The organism is Hufsiella arboris (assembly GCF_009834875.1).
GTDB classification, from domain to species: Bacteria; Bacteroidota; Bacteroidia; order Sphingobacteriales; family Sphingobacteriaceae; genus Hufsiella_A; species Hufsiella_A arboris.
Map to the genome: position 1 here is coordinate 154,932 of NZ_WVHT01000006.1, position 18,178 is coordinate 173,109.

An 18,178-nucleotide genomic window follows, 5' to 3' on the forward strand; every position below is an offset into this window, starting at 1 on the left:
CAGGTTAATTAAATCTGGTTACTTAATTTCCAGGTCTTCTTTCATAAAAAAATAAAACGTCGACCCTTTCCCTTCACTGCTTTCTATTTTTATTTCGCTGTCATGGTAACGCAGCAATTCTGCGACCAGGTATAATCCAACGCCAAATCCGGAAACATTTTTAAGCTTTTCATTTTCAACCCGATAGAATCTTTCGAATAGCTTTTTCTGATCGACCAAAGCGATACCAATGCCGTTATCGCTAACGAATATTTTGACTCCATCAGTAGTTTTTTCCGAGCCAATCGCAATTGTCCCGCCTTCCGGTGAATATTTAATTGCATTACTAATCAGATTGGTCAGCACCTGGCCAATCTTTTCTTTATCAGCAAAAAGAGTTAAGTCGCATCCGGAAATAACAATATCATTATAAGCTGTTAATAATTTAGCTTCACTTACAATCTCTTCAATCAAAGGCTTCAAATTAAAATACTCTTTGTTGATGTTGATCTTGGCTTCCTCAAGTCTCGCAAGATTCAAAAAATCGCTAACCATATTTACCATTTTTTTTACCTGCACCTCGGTACGCGTAAGCGCGTGAGTCCGAAAACTATCCCCGTCCTTTTTCGCCTGTGCAAGCAATACCTGGATATACGATTTGATCGACGTTAACGGTGTTTTCAGTTCGTGACTTACCATCGCGATGAAATCATTCTTCTTAGCCTCTTCTCTTTTCTTATCAGTGATGTCACGTGCTATTTTAGAAACGCCTATTATGTTACCCTCAAAGTCCTTTACCGGAGATATTGTCAAAGAAAGATCCAGCAATTTGTTGTATTTCGTAATGCGTTTCGTTTCAAAATGATCGACACGCTCACCTCGTCTCAAACGAGCGAGTATTTGTGGTTCTTCGTTTTTACGGTCATCCGGAATCAGCTTTAGAACCGACTGCCCGATAATTTCATCAGCGGAATAACCAAAAATCCGCTTTGCCGAATCATTCCAGCTCGTAATAACACCATCCAGCGTCTTACTGATTATGGCATCGTCAGACGATTCAACAATCGCAACCAGCCTTGCGCTTTTTTCTTCCGCGAGTTTGCTGTCAGTTATGTCGGCTACAGTTCCTATAAACCGCTGGGGCTTACCTTGGTTGTTGAAATATACCTTCCCCTGCGACCTGATCCATCTTTCCGTATTGTCATCGAAGCGAATAATTCGATGTGAATTGTCATACAAGCCAGAAGAACCGGCATTCATAACTTGCTGAAGCTTTTCCAGTACTGCTTCTCTATCTTTACTTGATATGTGGTCTGCGAAAAGCTCAAAACTAATCACAGTGTCAGGTTCAACTCCATATATCCTTCGGCATTCATCAGACCATATCAACTCTCCGCTTATCGGGTTAAAATCCCATGTCCCCAGGTTGATATATTCCAGGGCCATCTTAAGCCGTGCTTCACTATGTTCCAGGTTTGCTAACAGTTCATCTTTTTCGTCATCGCCTTTTTTTAAAATACTAACATCGGTAACGAAACATTGTAAATAAGTAAATCCATTATTCGATTTAACAGGATCGGCTGTAAGTAAAACATTTACCAGCGAACCATTTTTGCATTTTAGCACGGCGGCAAAATTTAAAAGACCTTGTTTTTGCGAACGACGGCTGCTTATTTCCTGGAATGCTTTTCGACCGATACAAAACTTATCTATCGGCTGCGCTATGTATTCTTCGTCAGTGTAGCCTAATAGATCAAGCAGAGCGCTGTTTGCATGCGTAATAATTCCGTTTACATCCAATAATTGACAAGGCATGGACATATTTTCAAAAGATTCCGGCAAGTTATCTGGTTGACGCGTTTGTACTTCGTCGTCGCAAAGTGCCGGGTTCTCTTGTAAAACCTTTTTGTTATTCATGTTTTATTGCAGTCGAAATTATCACAATCGTCATACGTTAACGAAAATACAATTTTGATTGTATAGAATTAACATTTTCGTCACGCAGAACTGACCGGCAGTTTTTCTCATCTGGATATTTTGTGGATGAATAACAGCATCGGAAGATTACTAATTAAATAGTCAACCCGGTGCTGATAACAAACAGATACTAACACCGAATTTGCGAGTAGCAGCTATTTTTTTGACTTTAACTGATAAGTCTGTTGCGCATGGCAAACCTAATGAGCGCCGCGGTATTACGCATGCCTGTTTTATCAATCAGACTTTGCCGGTGGCCTTCAACAGTACGTTTGCTGGTAAACAATTTATCCGCTATTTCCTGGTTGGTGAGTCCCTCGGCAATATGCTCTAAAATCTCCATTTCCCGTTTCGAAAATTCGAGGCCAGTTACCCATTGGGTGCTTTCTTCAGTAACTGGTAGGTCAACAAGCCTGTCTAAAAAGCGTAAAGCCAGCTCTGAACAAATATACCGGCTGTCTTTGTGTATAAATTTTATAGCAAAAATAAGCTCGTCTGCGGTTACATTCTTTAAAAGATATCCTTTAACACCCATACGAAATGCTTTGATGACATATTGTTCATGATCAAGCATTGTAAGCAAAATGACTTTCGGTACATCAGGCAAGGACCGTATTTCTTCGGTCATTTGCAGTCCATCCATCATTGGCATGTTCATATCTGCAAGTATGATGTCAGCAGAAGTTCCATTTCTGATCAGCGTCAACGCTTCGAGTCCATTGAGTGCTTCACCCACAACCGTAAGTCCGCTGTCTGTATTCAGTAAATTACGGATTCCGTTTCGTACAATATTATGGTCCTCGGCCAGAATAACTCTGATCTTTTTTTCATTTGTCATTTACAAAATTGCCGCTATTAATTGGTGTGATATGAACGCGTTACTTCAGTGGTATCTGTCATCAAAACGAACAACCCATATAAAAATTTGTTCGGAACAACTCAAGCAGAAAACCATCCAGACGGTAAGCCCGTCAAAACGCCAGGCTACATGGTAACAACCTTAAGCTTAACAATAAAACTATCCGAATATTGTGTTAGTAAACTCGAGCCTGATCTTTGATTGAAAATCGCGGATTGTTTTGAAAATCTCTACCAGCGTTACCTGTTCGATTTTCGTAATGCTTTTCAAGTCGATGTCGTTATCCGGCTCTGTATGATCCTGAGCTATCTGCCGGGCCTGGCTTCTTAGTCTCATTCCCATCAGGTAATAGTAAGATTGCATTAGTTCGTGATATTCTTTTTCCGTAAAGACACCTTTCTCACATAACACTTTCAGCCGCTCTCCTGTATTAACTTCAAATACACGATTCCTTAATGCATAAACACGTACCAGGTCGACAATTGGTGTCATTGTCTTTTTAATATCGAAAACTTCCCGGTCGCCTTTCGTAACGGTTTTAATGCTCTTGAAAAATGTTAAAGGAGGTTCGTACTGCAACGCATTTTTTGCCATAAAGAAAAATAGCTTTTGCATAGGATTTTCAAGCGCGCTATCAATAAACTGTTGCAATTCGTCAAAAATCGACTTATCTCCGTAAATGAAACGGCAGTCGAAAAAAGTTGAAAATTGTATAACTGTTTCGGGAAGCGAATCGCTCATCCAGCTTTCGTAGTTACGTTTCCAGTGCGATAAAGAATGCGTCCACTTGGGGTTTTTGGCCATGTAATCGCCCGTACAAAAGCTGATGCCGACGAAATCAAGGCTAGTAGAAACCATATCTGCAAAACGGAGAAAATATTCCCTTACTTCTTCCCTATGCTCATTTGCTTTATCCTCGTAAATAATTGCATTATCCTGATCCGTTTTAAGGGTCTGTTCCTTTCGTCCCTCGCTGCCCAGCACCATGAAAGCGAATTTTGCCGGCGGCTGACCAATTTCCGCAATGGCATTGTCAATTACTTTTAGCGAAATTGTGTCTGCGATGGTTGTTATAACCTGATTGACAATTTCAGCGTGCACTCCTTTTGTAAGCAACTGTGTTACAAATTTCGGCACCTGATTCCATTTCCTTTGTAATTCCTCAGTTGAACGTGCCTGCTTAACGGACTGAATAAATACGAGAGGTGATTCGGCCTGTTCACTTAAAAGCTTATTCCGGCTCAGAAATCCAATGTAATTGCCCTTATCTTTAATCAGTAAATACCTGGTTTTCGTATTGAACATCCGCAAAATGGCCTCGTACACGTAGGCATGCGAATCGATACTGACAATTGGATTGTCCATTACTTTTACGATCGGTTGAGCAGCGTCGGCTTGCTTGGCCGTCACATTGTCCCGCAGTGTGATGTCTGTCACATAACCGGAGATTTCGTCCTTTTCATTTTTAACAAACAAACAGCTTACTTTATTTGCCGCCATGATTCGGGCCGTCTGGTAAATCGGCGTGTCTTCCCGGCACCATACGATCTCGCGGTACTCAATACTTTCTATCCGACGCGAATACAATTGTTCGGACGCGATATAACTTTCCTCGAACGCGATCGGTTTCTTAAAAAAATGAACAAACTCCTCGTCGAGCATCCGGTTGCCGAACTGCGTGGTAAAATAGTGGAAGAACTCTTCAAATCCGCGGCAAAGCGCCCTAAACTCCTTACGCGGAAGAAAATAAATAACAGTACCTTTCTTCGCGATAACGGTTTTCAGCGAGCGTTTCCGGTTAAGTAAAACAGAGATTCCGCCGTAACAGTAACCTGCATGATGAATTTCAAGGGAGCGTTTATTTTGAGCACTGTCATAAAAGAAAGATTCATACTCGCCTTCCACCAAAATATCAACACCCTTCATTTTCGTAACTTCCTGCTGGTAAATGAAGGTATCTTTTGTATAAGTTACTTTTTCAAGGACATCGGCAACACCGATCAAAACATCGTCTGGTAGTAAACTAAATGGAAGATGGTTCTTTAAAAAATCGATCTGACCAATCATAAGCAATATAAAATAATTATACCTACCAGGAAAAAGATGAAAGCCGGAAGTTTCCATCCATTTTGCGGTGCAACCTGTGGTAAATTACTAAATACTTTTTTTTGTGAATCAATAAGGCTTTCAGAAAAATCACCGCGGTGCAACAGCTCAAAAAAACATTCGGCAGTAGATCTTGCATCGAAAAATGCGTCGTGTTGTTTTTCAGGCAGTTTGGTAAAAAGTTGCTGGTACAAATTTCCGAGCTTTAAAAAACCTGCTTGTGGATTGCGAACAAGGTATGAAGTTGCCAGCATGGTACAAAACGTTTCAACTTTCTGCAAAGGGTTGGAAAGTTCAGACCTATAATACTCGGCGCCAAGAATCCGATAATCAAGCTCGATAAAATGGCCAACGACCATTGGTTGATATTCTTTTATATCCGAGGCAAGCTGCTTTAAAACTTCTTTTCTGCCCTCTCCATTGTCTTCTAAAAACTGGCGTGTTATACCATGGATAGCGGCTGCATCATGGCTTATCGGAGCATTGGTATTAGATATGTAATGATTTGCCTGTTTGACCTCGGTACCATTCTTACGATATATTACCCAAGCAATTTGAAGTACATGCGGCCAGTTTGCATCTGCCGAATAAGGCAAATTCCACTTTTTTGGTAAGCCGGAAGCCTCCGTATCGATAAACAGAAGGTATTCGTTCAATGGTAACTGGTTTGCGTTTGCAATAGTAATAAAATGCGTTTACATTTTGTTTCGAAAAACGCTATAACCTTTTTGGGGCAGTAAATCAAAACGGGAGCTACTACTAACGCAGAGCTCCCGTTTTATACTTTAACAACCATAGCTGCTAAAGCTTTCAAGTTTAAATTACGTATCTGATTGATCAACTTTTCCCCAATCCTTTTGAAACTGGGCGAGTAACCGATCACACGTTTCTTTACCGTATAGTTCCTTAAAACGCGGGTAAATTCACATGCGCCCTGCCGGTGCTTATATCTTTCCAAATTCGTTCTGAACGCTGTTGGAGTAGAGCCGGCTCAAATAATACCACTCTCAACGAGATGGTGATTTATTTTCAGGCTTTCAAAGTACGTCTTACTTGTTTAAACTAAGTTAGTTCTCTTTTGTTTTTCGTCAAAATAAATTTGCCTATAATTTACTAACAGATTTTAAACGTAAATATCTGACTTATAAACATATAGTATTGAAATAAAAATAATGCCTTCGATATATTGACGCATTAATTTGCCGTTGTATGTCGCAGATATCAACATTTACATTTTCAACACATTCAACTTTTTTGGTAAACTAATGATTCGATGAATCCGGCATAAAAATTCTTTTTTCCCTGTAACAGAAAATTGTATTTAACAAATAAGGCCTGAGCATCGAGGGGATTAACGCCCTCAATTTCAAAGAACAGCCTAAAGAAAAAATACATTGATTTTAAAAGGAGTGTCTTCCAAATGATGCTATTCTTTTCCGTGTTGAAATCGGCATATAGCCACTGGCCGTTGTTTTTAAGCATTTTATTTAAATGAGCGAATACAAAAGCTCCCGTTTCCGCTGAAAAATTGTCAAATAAAAAGCTGGTTATGATAACATCAAATTTTGTGGCCGAATTAAAATCCTGAATAGAAGATTCCACAAATCTTACAGAATTTCCGCCTGTGTTTCTTTCAGCCGACTTCTTTAACATGTTCGCTGAAAGCTCTACGTAAACAATTGTTAAACCGGACTGGTGGATTCTCGTGATTTCTTCGAGAATCCATCCGGTGCCACCCCCGGCAATCAGCACAGCAGAGCCCGGAGAAATACATTTTAAAAAAGCCACCTGTGCCTGTATCAGTTTACGGCCAAAGACCAGTCTTGATAACGGATCATAAAAAGAGGCAACCGGATCATAATTGTTTTGCATCCTCAAAATTATTCAACAGCAAGTGATTTCACGTCAGATGTTTTATTTTTGACGGGTGATCACCTCCCTGGTAATTGTCCGATATAAAAAACAATTTATTCCACTCGCTCTCATCTCGATGGCCATCCATCGCTTGCCTTTAGCTTTAAACAAAAAATGCAGTTTTTGGAAATTATTGGGAAGCGGTAAAAACGGAACTTTTGATTTACGGCCTGATTGGCAACAATGGGGATTGTTATCTGTATGGGAATCAACCGAAGCCTTGCAGGAATTTCAGCAAAAATCAGTTATCAGCAAATGGTGGAGGCATTTTACCTGCGAAAAGCTAAATATCATTTGTTCAGTTATTTCAAGTCACGGCAAATGGTCGGGCGAAGAACCGTTCCAGGCAGCACAGGAAATGACTCAGCATAATGGGCCGGTTGCAGTTTTAACAAGAGCGACTATTCGGCTAAACCGTTTAAAAAACTTCTGGCAAAACGTAAGTCCGGTTGCAGCCGTAATGAACAACGCTCAGGGTTTTATCGCTTCAATAGGTATTGGCGAAGCGCCGGTATACAAACAAGCGACCTTCTCTATCTGGGCAAGCATGGATGATCTAAAAGCCTTCGCGTATCGTTCAGTTGAACATAGTGAAGTTATTAAAAAAACCAGGCTTGAAAATTGGTATTCCGAAGAACTCTTCGCACGTTTTAAAATCATTTCTATCGAAGGAACTTTAAACGGCAAAAAAATAGATCTAGATCTTTAAATCGATAGCTAAACAAACTATTATGAGAATTGTAGCAGAACTCCCTCGTCCTGATTGTAAGATAACCATCTTCTCAATGAATATGAAATATCTTGTAAAGTTCGAAAAGGGGACCTACGAGCAAACTTATAAACTTGCTGAGATGAATTTACTCGACGGAATAAATAGCGTTTTTGAGCTTCTTGACGAAGAGTTTATTCAAACAGTACTTGCCCGTTTTGACAGCATGCGTACTGATTTTAATGCAACGTATAATCGCCATTAGTACTTAACTTAATTTTCTTAAATCATTCAAATACAGGTAATTAATTATTTATTCCAAATTAAATTTGGCGGTGATAGGTATTTCTGAGATTACAAAAAATTTAAAATAAACAAAATTTAAATATAATCTGCATAAAAATCTCATTATCAATCAAATATTTATTTAAACAGAATTAAATTTGCTTATTTTTTTTACACTTTTAAAGCGGTAAATCGGTCAAAATTGCCTATTTGGCAATATTTAAATCTTTGGCTAAGTTTTTGTGTTATACTAACTAAAGAATCTTACTATGAATGATAAATCAAAAATTGCATCGGTAGTGTTGGCTGGGCTTGCGGCCGGTGCGGTAGCCTGGTATTTATTTGCTACAGAAAGCGGCCGGGATACAAGAGAAAAATTAAGCGACTCGTTTAGAGACCTGAATGACTCCTTTGGAGATTTGAAGGAAAATCTGAAGGCGAAAGCTAAAGATACTTATGATAAAGTTAAAGGTCAGGCAAGTGATCTTGCAAGCGATTTAAAAAGCCAGGCAGGAGATTTAAAAAGTCAAGCCAGCGATGTAGCTTCATCCGTTAAAGACAACGTAAAGACTACTGCAAATAAGGCGCAAGCCTCGGTATAAGATTATTTAACTGTTAAAATAAAGGCATCTCAAAAGGATGCCTTTTTTCGTAAAACAAATAATTAATGCCTGTAAATGAAAGCGCAGAACCTCGCTTCTCATACCTAGTAGCTTTCTCAAATTTCACAATTATTGCACATTGTAAGCGCTTCTATAGGACACACCTTTGATATGTAGGTAATTTTATTTAATTAAAACTTACTCTTATGAAAGCGACTAAATGTATGGTGTATGTTTTATGCTGCACAGGCTTGTTATTTGCATGTAAAAACAGTGACGATCTAACCTTAACTAAACTCCCCTCTTCATCAGCAGTGGCCACCACCTCTACGACAGGCGTTCATGAGCCGTTAACAGTAATAACTATAGCTGGGAAGGCGTGGGAAAACGGCAGCACCGACGGCCCTGGCAAACAGGCGAGATTCTCCTACCCGAACGGAATTGATGTGATGGACGACGGCACAATATATGTCGCGGACGAGTTTAATGATAAAATACGCAAAATATCAAATTCTGATATTGTATCGACCGTGGCAATTCCCAAGAGCTCAGATGGTGAGTCACTTAGTTCTCCTGGCAGAGTGCGCATAAAGAAGGACGGTACGATAAACATACTAGCCTTTGATGCCTATTCGGTTCCGAAACATAAAATATGGATTATCAAACCAAGCGGAGAGGTTTTAACTCCCGGATTGAAGCCTGAGAACATGCCAGCCGGTTTTAGTCCCTACCACTATGCGGATTTACAAAAAGATCCATACAATAATTTGTTATGGATCAGTGGATCATATAACGATGCATCTAAAAACCGTGGTGTGCTGGAAAAATTTTATGTAAACAACGGAAATATCGGAACATCTCCTTTCTTCCCGCCTGTCGACTCGCTGACCGCTGAAGGTAAAAACAACCCTTCAATCAGCAGTTTTTTTTGCGGATATAACGGCGTAAAATACATGGTGATCAACGGTAACTATATCTACAAATACACATCTTCGGGCGTATTTACCCGCATCTATCGAAACCTTGCTTTTCATGGCATTACAAGTATCGTTGCAAATAGAGACAGCCTAGCAATTTACATCGCAGACGATGGAAAAATTAAGCGGATCGTCAAGAATACGCTTCAAACCCTCGTCGGACCGCAACCTGCACTCAATCGAGCTGACGGCGTAGGTTCAAAAGCGGACGTTTATGCAAATCAACTGGGTCTTTCAAAGGATGAAAACACACTTTACTTTACCGATGACAACATGGTTAGGAAACTCCTGCTTAAATAACTCAACAAATCCTTTTTGCCAGATGCAAAGAAATGCCAGAACCGGATTACGATGTTACGGTTTATCTCTTAGGGGTTTCAATAAATAAGTTAAGCCATTCAGCCTGATTTCGTACATCGTTGAAAGCAACATTCCGAGCTTGCCTGCCGGAAAACCATTTTGTTTGAGCCAAACAAGATAATGCTCAGGAATATCGGCTATTAAAACTCCTTTGTATTTTCCATAAGGCATTTTATTACGGACAAGATCAATCAGAATTTGTGAATCCATTAGGTTAAGTTCTCTGCTTTTAAAATTTTCATGTGCTCATCGAGCTCATAAAGCCGCGGAACACAGGTAAGGATGTCGACTTCGGCAATCGCATCTTTGCTGATGTCCTCAAGATACATCATTAACGCTCTGAGGCTGTTCCCGTGGGCAACCACTAAAATATTTTCGCCATGCCTCAAATGTGGTTCAATTTCTTCATGGTAATATTTCAATACCCTTACCTGCGTATCCTTAAGGCTTTCGCCATTTGGCGGTGCAATATCAAAACTTCTTCGCCATAAAGCAACTTGCTGTGCGCCGTATTTTTCGGCTGTATCCGCTTTATTTAGCCCCTGGAGATCGCCGTATATCCGTTCATTTAAGGCAGCACTCTCATATACCGGAAGGTGTTCCTTCCCGATCACACTTAGTATAATATCCAGCGTTTCCTTGGCACGCTTAAGCGCCGAAACAAAGCAAGCACTAAAATGGATATTTTTAAGACGTTCACCTGTTATTTCAGCCTCATGGCGGCCCTGTGCGGTAAGGTCAATATCGGTACTTCCCGTAAAACGGTTTTCAAGATTCCAAACAGATTGTCCGTGACGAACGATTACTAACTTGCTCATTTTTTTAAAGATTTGATATTGACGTCAGCTTAATGTAACTAATCTCGTAAAATTAATAGACCAAATAAACGTTTGCTTAGTTATCATCGTCATACCTTACAAAAAGGATAACCTCCTTGCGACTGATAACTTGAATATGAACAAATGGTTTAAAAAATTGGGAACTTGCCTGCTTGTGGTGCTCGCCTTCAAAGTGGTATCTCCCGACAAAGTCCTGGCAAGGCCAGGCATTGGTGTTTCTTTCCAGGTCTTTTACGACAACCTGCAGCCTTATGGTAGATGGATCAATAACCCACAATATGGTTATGTCTGGGCACCCGATGTAGATCAGGATTTCGTACCATATGGAACCCGTGGCCATTGGATATCCAGTGAATATGGCAATACCTGGGTATCTGATTATGACTGGGGCTGGGCTCCCTTTCATTACGGAAGATGGACGTTCGACGATTTCTACGGTTGGATATGGATTCCCGGTGAAGAATGGGGACCGGGCTGGGTTAGCTGGCGGCAAGGCGGCGGCTATTATGGCTGGGCACCACTTGGCCCTGGCATGAATATCGACGTATCATTTGGCCTGGCATCGTTAAGATGGGTTTTCCTGCCACAACGATATATCTGTTCACCTCGTCCATGGGATTATTACGACAGAAGGCCACAGGTAATTTACCGGAATACCACTATCATTAATAACGTTTACGTTTATAACAACAATCGTTATTATGGCGGGCCGCGCCCGGGCGAAATAGAACGTTATACAAACTCGCGGGTTAACGTTTACAGGGTTAACGATTATGGACGACCCGGACAACGTATATCAAATAATACAGTAAACATTTACAGGCCACGCGTCGATAAGTCGAGAGACAATGATCGTCCAAAACAATATGCCGATTATGATCGCTATAAAAACGACCATCCCGACAAAAGAGTTGCTTACGATAAATACAACAGGCCATCTTCAAACCAGCGCCCTGACAAAGGCAACCGAAATGACGGCAATGATTATACAGGAAGCTGGAAGCACCCTGATCAGCCTGGAGATAAGCGGGACGACAAAAATAATCACGATTATAGAAACAGGACAAATAACCAGGCGTCTCAGCAGGATCAAAACCGAAGAGAACAGTCGCAGAATGAGCGACAAAATGAGTGGAATCAACAAAATCAGCGTGATCAGAGAAATCAGCGTGATCAGAGAAATCAATGGGACAGACAAACACAACAGGCGGAACAACGACGCCAGCAAAGTGATGAACAACGGCGCCAGGTACAGCGCGACCAGATTAATCCAAACGCAGATCAGCAGCAGCAAAGAGCTCAACGCGATCAACAACGTCAATGGGATCAACAAAGACAACAAGCTCAGCAGGAACAGCAACGTCAGCAAGCTGATCAACAGCAAAGAGCTCAGCGAGAACAGCAGCAACAAGTTCAACGTGATCAACAACAACGTCAACAATGGGATCAGCAAAAACAACAGGCTGATCAACAGCGACAAGCTCAACGCGATCAACAGCAACGTCAGCAATGGGATCAGCAAAGACAACAGGCTGATCGGCAGCAACAAGCTCAGCAGGAACAGCGACGTCAGCAAGCTGATCAACAACAACGAACTCAGCGGGAACAGCCGCAACGCCAACAGTCAGACCAGCAAAGGCAATGGGCTGATCGTGAAACCAGGCAACAATCACAGCCAAGACAGGAGCGTCAGCAATCTGATCGTGGAAACAGGCCTTCGAGAAGTAACTTTATGTAACTAACAGTTAGATTAGAGACTAACGCTTTTAATAAAAGAGGTTGTTCATAACTGAGCAGCCTCTTTTATTTAAAATCATTTCGCAAAATAATTCTGCTTAAGAAACTAAAACTCACCACAAACAACGTAAAAAAGTTTATGGCAATGCTTACGCTTCAATGCATCGAAAACATCATTGGCATTACAAAATCACGAAACTGCTGCAGTTGGTAGACGTACAGAAAATTTATGTCGTAAAAAAGCCCGTCTTCCGGGTTTGGAGACAGGCTCTGTTACTAATTGAAATTTCTTTCGCTTCTTCTATTATTGTTGCTACGGAAGTTTTTGTTTCCGCCAGCTGCATTTGGTCTTTCTTCTGCTTCTGCAACACGAATCCTTCTTCCATTGTAATCTCCACCATCCATTTTACGGATAGCTTCTTTTGCCTCATCATCATTAGGCATTTCAACAAAACCGAATCCTTTGCTTTGGCCAGTTTCACGATCTTTAATAATTCTTAAAGATTTAACTTCACCAAAATCGCTGAACACGGCTGTCAGCTCGGCTTCCTCAACATGGTAAGGTAAACCTGCAATAAATATTTTCATTAACTTTTCTTAAATTTCTACAAATATAGGATTAACACGGGAATTTATTGTAATATGAAAATCCTATAAAGATTAATTTGTTGTTAAATATTACGGTTAGGGAGATGGTATTTTCTCTTCTACCATTGTATTTCCGAATTTATCGTAGTAGATACAACTCATTTGATCCATCGAAACCGTCCATTTTTCAACGCCAGTTTCTGCGGCTTCCCGCCGAAATGTTGGATAGTCGGTTCCACCTGACTGGTGGATTTTAAGATTCCGTTTGAACACGTTTGGGTCAGCCAATTCCGCAACACTCAGTATTTCTCCTTCAGATCTTGAACTTATTGCAAAATTATCACGCCCTAGATATTCCGTATGTCCGTCATTCACATACGTATTGAATGCTATAACCCCCAACTCAGCAATTTCCTGGATATATTTAGGAAAATCAGCACCGCTTTTCACTTTGGAATGCGCGCTTTTAATCTGGTCAATCGTAAACATCTTTAGTTTTCAATTAAAACAATCCGATGAGCTAACAGTATATCCAACTTATTTATATAAATCCGGAAACGCAGATGGATTCGAATCGTGCATCATCTCATAAATTTTTTCCACTACATCATCAGAAGACGGTTTGCTAAAATAGTCTCCATCTGTCCCGTAAGGCGGCCGATGCGCTTTTGCGGAAATAGTAGCCGGACGCGAATCGAGATAATAATATCCGTTTTGTTTTTCCAGTATCTGTTGCAAAATATAAGCGGAGGCGCCTCCCGGAACATCCTCGTCGACAACGAGCAATTTGTTCGTTTTCTTTAGCGATTGCGCACAAAGCTGATCAGTATCAAAAGGATCTAAGGTTTGCGGATCAACAATCTCGACAGAAATGCCCAAATTTTCGAGTTCCTCAGCGGCTTCCTGTACAATCCTTAACGTGGACCCGTAACTCACTACGGTAATATCGGTGCCTGTCCGTATAATTTCGGCTTTGCCCAAAGGGACTGTAAACTCGCCTACATTAGTTGGTAGCTTTTCTTTCAGACGATAACCATTCAAACACTCGATTACCAAAGCCGGTTCGTCGCCGCGCAATAGCGTGTTATACATTCCGGCAGCTTGTGTCATATTTCTTGGGACACATATATGAACTCCTCTTAACGCCCCAAGTATCATACTCATAGGAGAACCGGAATGCCATATACCTTCAAGTCTGTGGCCGCGCGTCCTTATTATGACTGGTGCTTTTTGACCAGCTTTTGTCCTGTAACTTAGTGATGCCAGATCATCACTTAAAACATTTAATGCGTAAAGAAGATAATCCACGTATTGAATTTCGGCGATCGGTCGCAATCCCCGCATGGCCATTCCTATACCCTGGCCAGCAATTGTCATTTCGCGAATACCTGTATCAAAAATACGTAAGTGACCAAATTTATTCTGAAGCCCCGCAAAGCCCTGGTTCACATCTCCTATCGCGCCAACATCTTCACCAAAAGCAATAATTCGTGGATCACGCTGGAAATTTTCATCAAAACAAGCGTTAAGTACCTCTCTCCCATCAACAAGCTTAGACTCTTCACTGTATTCAGCAGCAATAACCGCGATTTGATGTGGCGAATCCGCTCCTTCTGTAAAAAGCTTACTATTGTACCGTTCGGAATTAGCTTCCAGCTCCTTTTTATACCAGTCTACTAGTTCAGACTTAGCTTCAGCGGAGCTATTACGCAAAGTAATGACAGCCTTACGAACCGTCGTAAATATATCCCGGCGGGTTACATCGCTGACGCTTTTAAGCGCCTCGGCCATCTTTTGAATTTCCGGATCGTTCGTTTTATGAAGCAATCCATACACTTCTTCTGATTCTTTCTTTATGATCAACGCATTCTCATCCCATGCTTTTTTTTGACACTCGCGAACATAGGTCTTTGCTTCTTTCTCGATCTCCTGCAGTTCTTCCTCGGTAATTATCGCCGAATGGATCATCCATTTGCGCATCTGTACCAAACAGTCAAATTCTTTCTCCCAGGCAAGCCGTTCAGCAGATTTATAACGTTCATGGGAACCGGATGTTGAATGCCCTTGCGGTTGCGTCATTTCCGTGACGTGAATCAGTACCGGAATGTGCTTTTCACGGCAGATCGAGATCGCTTTCTCATAAGTTTCGCATAGTCCGGGATAGTCCCATCCGCGTACCTTAAATATTTCGAAGCCTTCACCGTTCTCGTCGCGCTGGAAGCCTTTTAATATTTCTGATATATCGCCTTTTGTTGTCTGTATCTCCGCTGGTACCGAAATTCCGTAACCGTCATCCCAAACTGAAACCGCCATCGGAATTTGCATAACACCGGCGGCGTTCATTGTCTCAAAAAAGACACCTTCGGAAGTTGATCCGTTACCGATGGTACCAAAGGCTACTTCGTTTCCACCGATTGAAAAATGAGTTAAATAGGACAAGTCAGGGTTTTGCCTGTATAATTTTGAGGCCTGTGCAAGGCCAACGAGACGAGCCATCTGCCCGCCTGTAGTTGATATATCTGATGCCGTATTTTTTGTTATGGTCTGATCCCGCCAGCTTCCGTCTTCGTTTAAAGTACGTGTAGCGTAGTGGCAATTCATCTGCCTGCCGCCCGAAGCCGGATCGAAATCGACGTCGGGGTGTGCGTATAATTGTGCAAAAAACTTTGTCAGATCAGACATGCCCGAAGCCATGATAAACGTCTGATCCCGATAGTAACCCGAACGCCAGTCGCCATCTTTAAACGCCTTTGCCATAGCAAGTTGAGCAACTTCTTTTCCGTCGCCGAAAATACCGAATTTAGCCTTACCAGTGAGCACTTCTCTTCTCCCGATGATACTTGCCTGCCTGCTTTCGTAGGCAATCTGGTAATCTTTGATGACTATCTTCTTAAAATCATCAAAACTTAGCTCAGAAAAATCAAATGGATTGGTTGTTGTTAATTGGTTTGTCTGCATACACGTAAGAGCAAAGGTGTTCAAAAAACATTAAAATAACAACGTATCCTTTCAAGAGTTCTTACCGTATAGATTGGAATATTTTTTGATTATATTTATTACATTTGTATTAAACTCTTAAACACAATGAAAAAATTCATGATTTTATGTGCCGTGTTAGTTGGCTTTACCGCGTTTACGGCATTCCAAACTAACAATCAGGCTGAATTTAAATTTGAATCTGAAACCCACGACTTTGGTAAGATCCCTCAGGGAAAACCAGTAAGTGTTGATTTTAAGTTTACTAACATCGGCGAAGAGCCCTTAATAATCAGTTCTGTTGAGCCTACCTGCGGTTGCACAGTAGCGAAATTTACTAATACGCCTGTTAAAAAAGGGGGCAGCGGTGTTATTTCGTTAACTTTTAATGCAGCAGTAGCTTCTCCGTTTACTAAAGCAGTAACCGTTAAATCGAATGCTAAAACCCCGGTAAAAGTTCTTTACATTAAGGGTGAAGTTGTAGCAAGCAACTCCAAGTAACAAAAATTATACTTTATTGCGAAAACCTCTCTGTGCATACAGGGAGGTTTTCTTATTTTTGTGCCTTATGCCAAAAATTTCATCAAAGGGAGAGCATATGCCGGCATCTCCTATAAGGAAACTAACTCCTTATGCAGACCAGGCTAAATTAGAGGGGAAGAAAGTATATCATCTGAATATCGGCCAGCCGGATATTGAAACTCCGGAAATTATGCTTAACGCAATTAAATCGATTGATTTCAAAGTGTGGGCTTACACTCCATCTGAAGGTACGCTTAGCTATCGTAAAAAGCTGACTGAATATTATAACAAGCTCGGCTATAATATCAGCCCAGAAAATATCATTGTAACGAACGGCGGTTCGGAAGCAATTACTGTCGCTTTACAAACCTGCCTTGATTCTGGCGACGAAGTGATAATTCCCGAACCTTTCTACGCTAATTACAATGGCTTTGCCTGTATGGGCGATGTAATTGTAAAGCCAATTCTGTCGCATATTGAAAATGGCTTCGCGCTTCCGCCAATTAGTGAATTTGAAAAGCTGATTACAGAGAAGACGAAAGCTATCATGATTTGCAATCCAAATAATCCAACCGGATACTTGTATTCAAACGATGAATTGTCTGAACTTAAAGACCTTTGCATTAAACACGACTTGTTTTTGTTTAGCGATGAAGCGTACCGGGAGTTCTGTTATGATAACCGCGAATTTCGTTCGCCAATGCACCTTGAAGGCCTTGATGAACACGTTATCGTTTTGGATACCGTATCAAAGCGCTATAGTGCCTGCGGAGCACGTCTGGGTTGTATGATCACGAAAAACAAAGAAGTGATCAATTCCGCTTTAAAATTTGCTCAGGCCCGACTTAGCCCGGGAATGGTCGCGCAGATTGCCGGAACTGCAGCTGTAGACACGCCATCATCCTATTTCGAAGAGGTTAACCAGGAATATACAGAGCGCAGGAATATTTTGGTAAACTCCCTGAATAAAATAGATGGTGTTTTCTGTCCGAATCCGGGCGGCGCATTTTACGTCGTAGCGAGATTTCCAATTGACGATGCCGACAAATTCTGCCAGTGGATGCTCGAGAAGTTTTCGTACAATAACCAAACTGTTATGATGGCGCCAGCAACAGGATTTTACAGCACGCCTGGCGCAGGAAAGGACGAGGTACGTTTGGCATACGTTTTGAACAAACAGGATTTGAAAGAGGCGATGGTTTGCCTTGAAAAAGCATTGTTGGAATATCCTGGAAGAACAGAAAGCAAAAAGCTGAAAGCCGAAAGCCTTTAACTGAACTAAAAATTGTACTTTTGAAAGCTTTAAGCTTGGTCTTTTAGCTTTTACCTTTATATAAGGGCCCGACCGGAATTGACAGGATGGCGGCAACTATGTAAGCATGCAGCGCGTTGTGAGACTAGCGCTTTAATCTGAACTCTCAACTTTCAAATGGCGAAAATAACTACGCCTTAGCTGCCTAATTTAGAATTAGCATAGCTTTTGTCCCGCTAAGTTCCGTTCTGTAGCTTAGCATCAGGGGCATCGAACAACAGAACTGGCCAGGGTTTAATGATGTAATAACCCGGCAAGACAAAACATCTAAGGAAACAGGTACAGGTAATCGGCTGACCTTCCTCTTCCCGACAATTAAACAGCAGATAAGCATGTAGAAAGCATAATTTGTTCCATGTTTGGACGAGAGTTCGAATCTCTCCGGGTCCACTTCGAAAACTAAACCCTTATAAATGAATCATTTATAAGGGTTTTT

Annotated in this window: 17 protein-coding genes and 1 other RNA gene; 8 read left to right on the plus strand and 10 right to left on the minus strand. The window is 41.2% G+C overall.

The genetic code is table 11. The features are described from left to right. Positions 1-18: 18 nt before the first annotated feature. The 5 genes from GS399_RS13820 to GS399_RS13840 form a co-directional block, all read right to left on the minus strand. Entirely contained in the window at positions 19-1,896 is a 1,878-nt protein-coding gene (locus tag GS399_RS13820) for a PAS domain S-box protein (RefSeq protein ID WP_160845237.1), read from the minus strand. 229 nt (positions 1,897-2,125) lie between these two features. Beyond that, the gene (locus GS399_RS13825) at positions 2,126-2,794 is read right to left on the minus strand and encodes a response regulator (protein WP_160845238.1); all 669 of its coding nucleotides are present in this window, start codon (positions 2,792-2,794) and stop codon (positions 2,126-2,128) included. 180 nt (positions 2,795-2,974) lie between these two features. Beyond that, positions 2,975-4,882, minus strand: coding sequence for a DUF294 nucleotidyltransferase-like domain-containing protein (locus GS399_RS13830; RefSeq protein WP_160845239.1), 1,908 nt, complete (start codon positions 4,880-4,882; stop codon positions 2,975-2,977). Further along, positions 4,879-5,577: a 3'-5' exonuclease gene (locus GS399_RS13835; RefSeq protein WP_160845240.1), complete on the minus strand. Its 699-nt coding sequence runs from the start codon at positions 5,575-5,577 to the stop codon at positions 4,879-4,881. Before GS399_RS13835 ends, GS399_RS13830 begins: the two co-directional genes overlap by 4 nt. A gap of 589 nt (positions 5,578-6,166) precedes the next feature. Beyond that, positions 6,167-6,793 carry a class I SAM-dependent methyltransferase gene (locus GS399_RS13840; RefSeq protein WP_160845241.1) on the minus strand — a complete coding sequence of 209 codons (627 nt, stop codon included), beginning with the start codon at positions 6,791-6,793 and terminating at the stop codon, positions 6,167-6,169. A 55-nt stretch (positions 6,794-6,848) separates the two neighbouring features. Between GS399_RS13840 and GS399_RS13845 the strand changes: the two genes are divergently transcribed. From GS399_RS13845 to GS399_RS13860, 4 genes are all read left to right on the plus strand, one after another. After that, entirely contained in the window at positions 6,849-7,544 is a 696-nt protein-coding gene (locus GS399_RS13845; protein WP_369410126.1) for a DUF3291 domain-containing protein, read from the plus strand. Positions 7,545-7,566: 22 nt separating this feature from the next. Beyond that, on the plus strand, positions 7,567-7,809 hold the full coding sequence (locus GS399_RS13850) for a hypothetical protein (RefSeq protein WP_160845242.1): 243 nt from the start codon (positions 7,567-7,569) through the stop codon (positions 7,807-7,809). Between the two features lie 289 nt (positions 7,810-8,098). After that, positions 8,099-8,431, plus strand: coding sequence for a YtxH domain-containing protein (locus GS399_RS13855; protein ID WP_160845243.1), 333 nt, complete (start codon positions 8,099-8,101; stop codon positions 8,429-8,431). 206 nt (positions 8,432-8,637) lie between these two features. After that, a complete protein-coding gene (locus GS399_RS13860; protein WP_160845244.1) occupies positions 8,638-9,708 on the plus strand; it encodes an NHL repeat-containing protein in 1,071 nt (356 codons plus the stop codon). Positions 9,709-9,762: 54 nt separating this feature from the next. Here the strand turns inward: GS399_RS13860 and GS399_RS13865 are convergent, their stop codons facing one another. Together GS399_RS13865 and GS399_RS13870 are read right to left on the minus strand one after the other, a co-directional pair. Next, complete coding sequence (locus GS399_RS13865) at positions 9,763-9,978, minus strand: DUF3820 family protein (RefSeq protein WP_160845245.1); 216 nt, start codon at positions 9,976-9,978, stop codon at positions 9,763-9,765. Beyond that, positions 9,978-10,586, minus strand: a complete 609-nt coding sequence (locus GS399_RS13870; RefSeq protein WP_160845246.1) for a 2,3-bisphosphoglycerate-dependent phosphoglycerate mutase — start codon at positions 10,584-10,586, stop codon at positions 9,978-9,980. The genes GS399_RS13865 and GS399_RS13870 overlap by 1 nt, the downstream gene beginning before the upstream one ends. Positions 10,587-10,722: 136 nt before the next feature. Between GS399_RS13870 and GS399_RS13875 the strand changes: the two genes are divergently transcribed. After that, positions 10,723-12,345, plus strand: coding sequence for a DUF6600 domain-containing protein (locus GS399_RS13875; RefSeq protein ID WP_160845247.1), 1,623 nt, complete (start codon positions 10,723-10,725; stop codon positions 12,343-12,345). A 275-nt stretch (positions 12,346-12,620) separates the two neighbouring features. On the opposite strand, the gene rbp is transcribed toward GS399_RS13875, so the two are convergent. From rbp to GS399_RS13890, 3 genes are all read right to left on the minus strand, one after another. Beyond that, positions 12,621-12,932, minus strand: coding sequence for an RNA-binding regulator (gene rbp / locus GS399_RS13880; RefSeq protein ID WP_160845248.1), 312 nt, complete (start codon positions 12,930-12,932; stop codon positions 12,621-12,623). 96 nt (positions 12,933-13,028) lie between these two features. After that, complete coding sequence (locus GS399_RS13885) at positions 13,029-13,421, minus strand: DUF1398 domain-containing protein (protein ID WP_160845249.1); 393 nt, start codon at positions 13,419-13,421, stop codon at positions 13,029-13,031. A 48-nt stretch (positions 13,422-13,469) separates the two neighbouring features. After that, the gene (locus GS399_RS13890) at positions 13,470-15,890 is read right to left on the minus strand and encodes an alpha-ketoacid dehydrogenase subunit alpha/beta (protein ID WP_160845250.1); all 2,421 of its coding nucleotides are present in this window, start codon (positions 15,888-15,890) and stop codon (positions 13,470-13,472) included. 126 nt (positions 15,891-16,016) lie between these two features. Between GS399_RS13890 and GS399_RS13895 the strand changes: the two genes are divergently transcribed. The 3 genes from GS399_RS13895 to ssrA all read left to right on the plus strand — a co-directional run bounded on the left by GS399_RS13895 (position 16,017) and on the right by ssrA (position 18,135). Beyond that, positions 16,017-16,409 (plus strand): DUF1573 domain-containing protein, encoded by a 393-nt coding sequence (locus tag GS399_RS13895; protein WP_160845251.1) that lies wholly within the window; start codon positions 16,017-16,019, stop codon positions 16,407-16,409. Positions 16,410-16,476: 67 nt separating this feature from the next. After that, positions 16,477-17,703 (plus strand): pyridoxal phosphate-dependent aminotransferase, encoded by a 1,227-nt coding sequence (locus GS399_RS13900; RefSeq protein ID WP_160845252.1) that lies wholly within the window; start codon positions 16,477-16,479, stop codon positions 17,701-17,703. Positions 17,704-17,767: 64 nt separating this feature from the next. Next, positions 17,768-18,135: a transfer-messenger RNA gene (gene ssrA / locus GS399_RS13905) on the plus strand. Positions 18,136-18,178 lie beyond the last annotated feature (43 nt).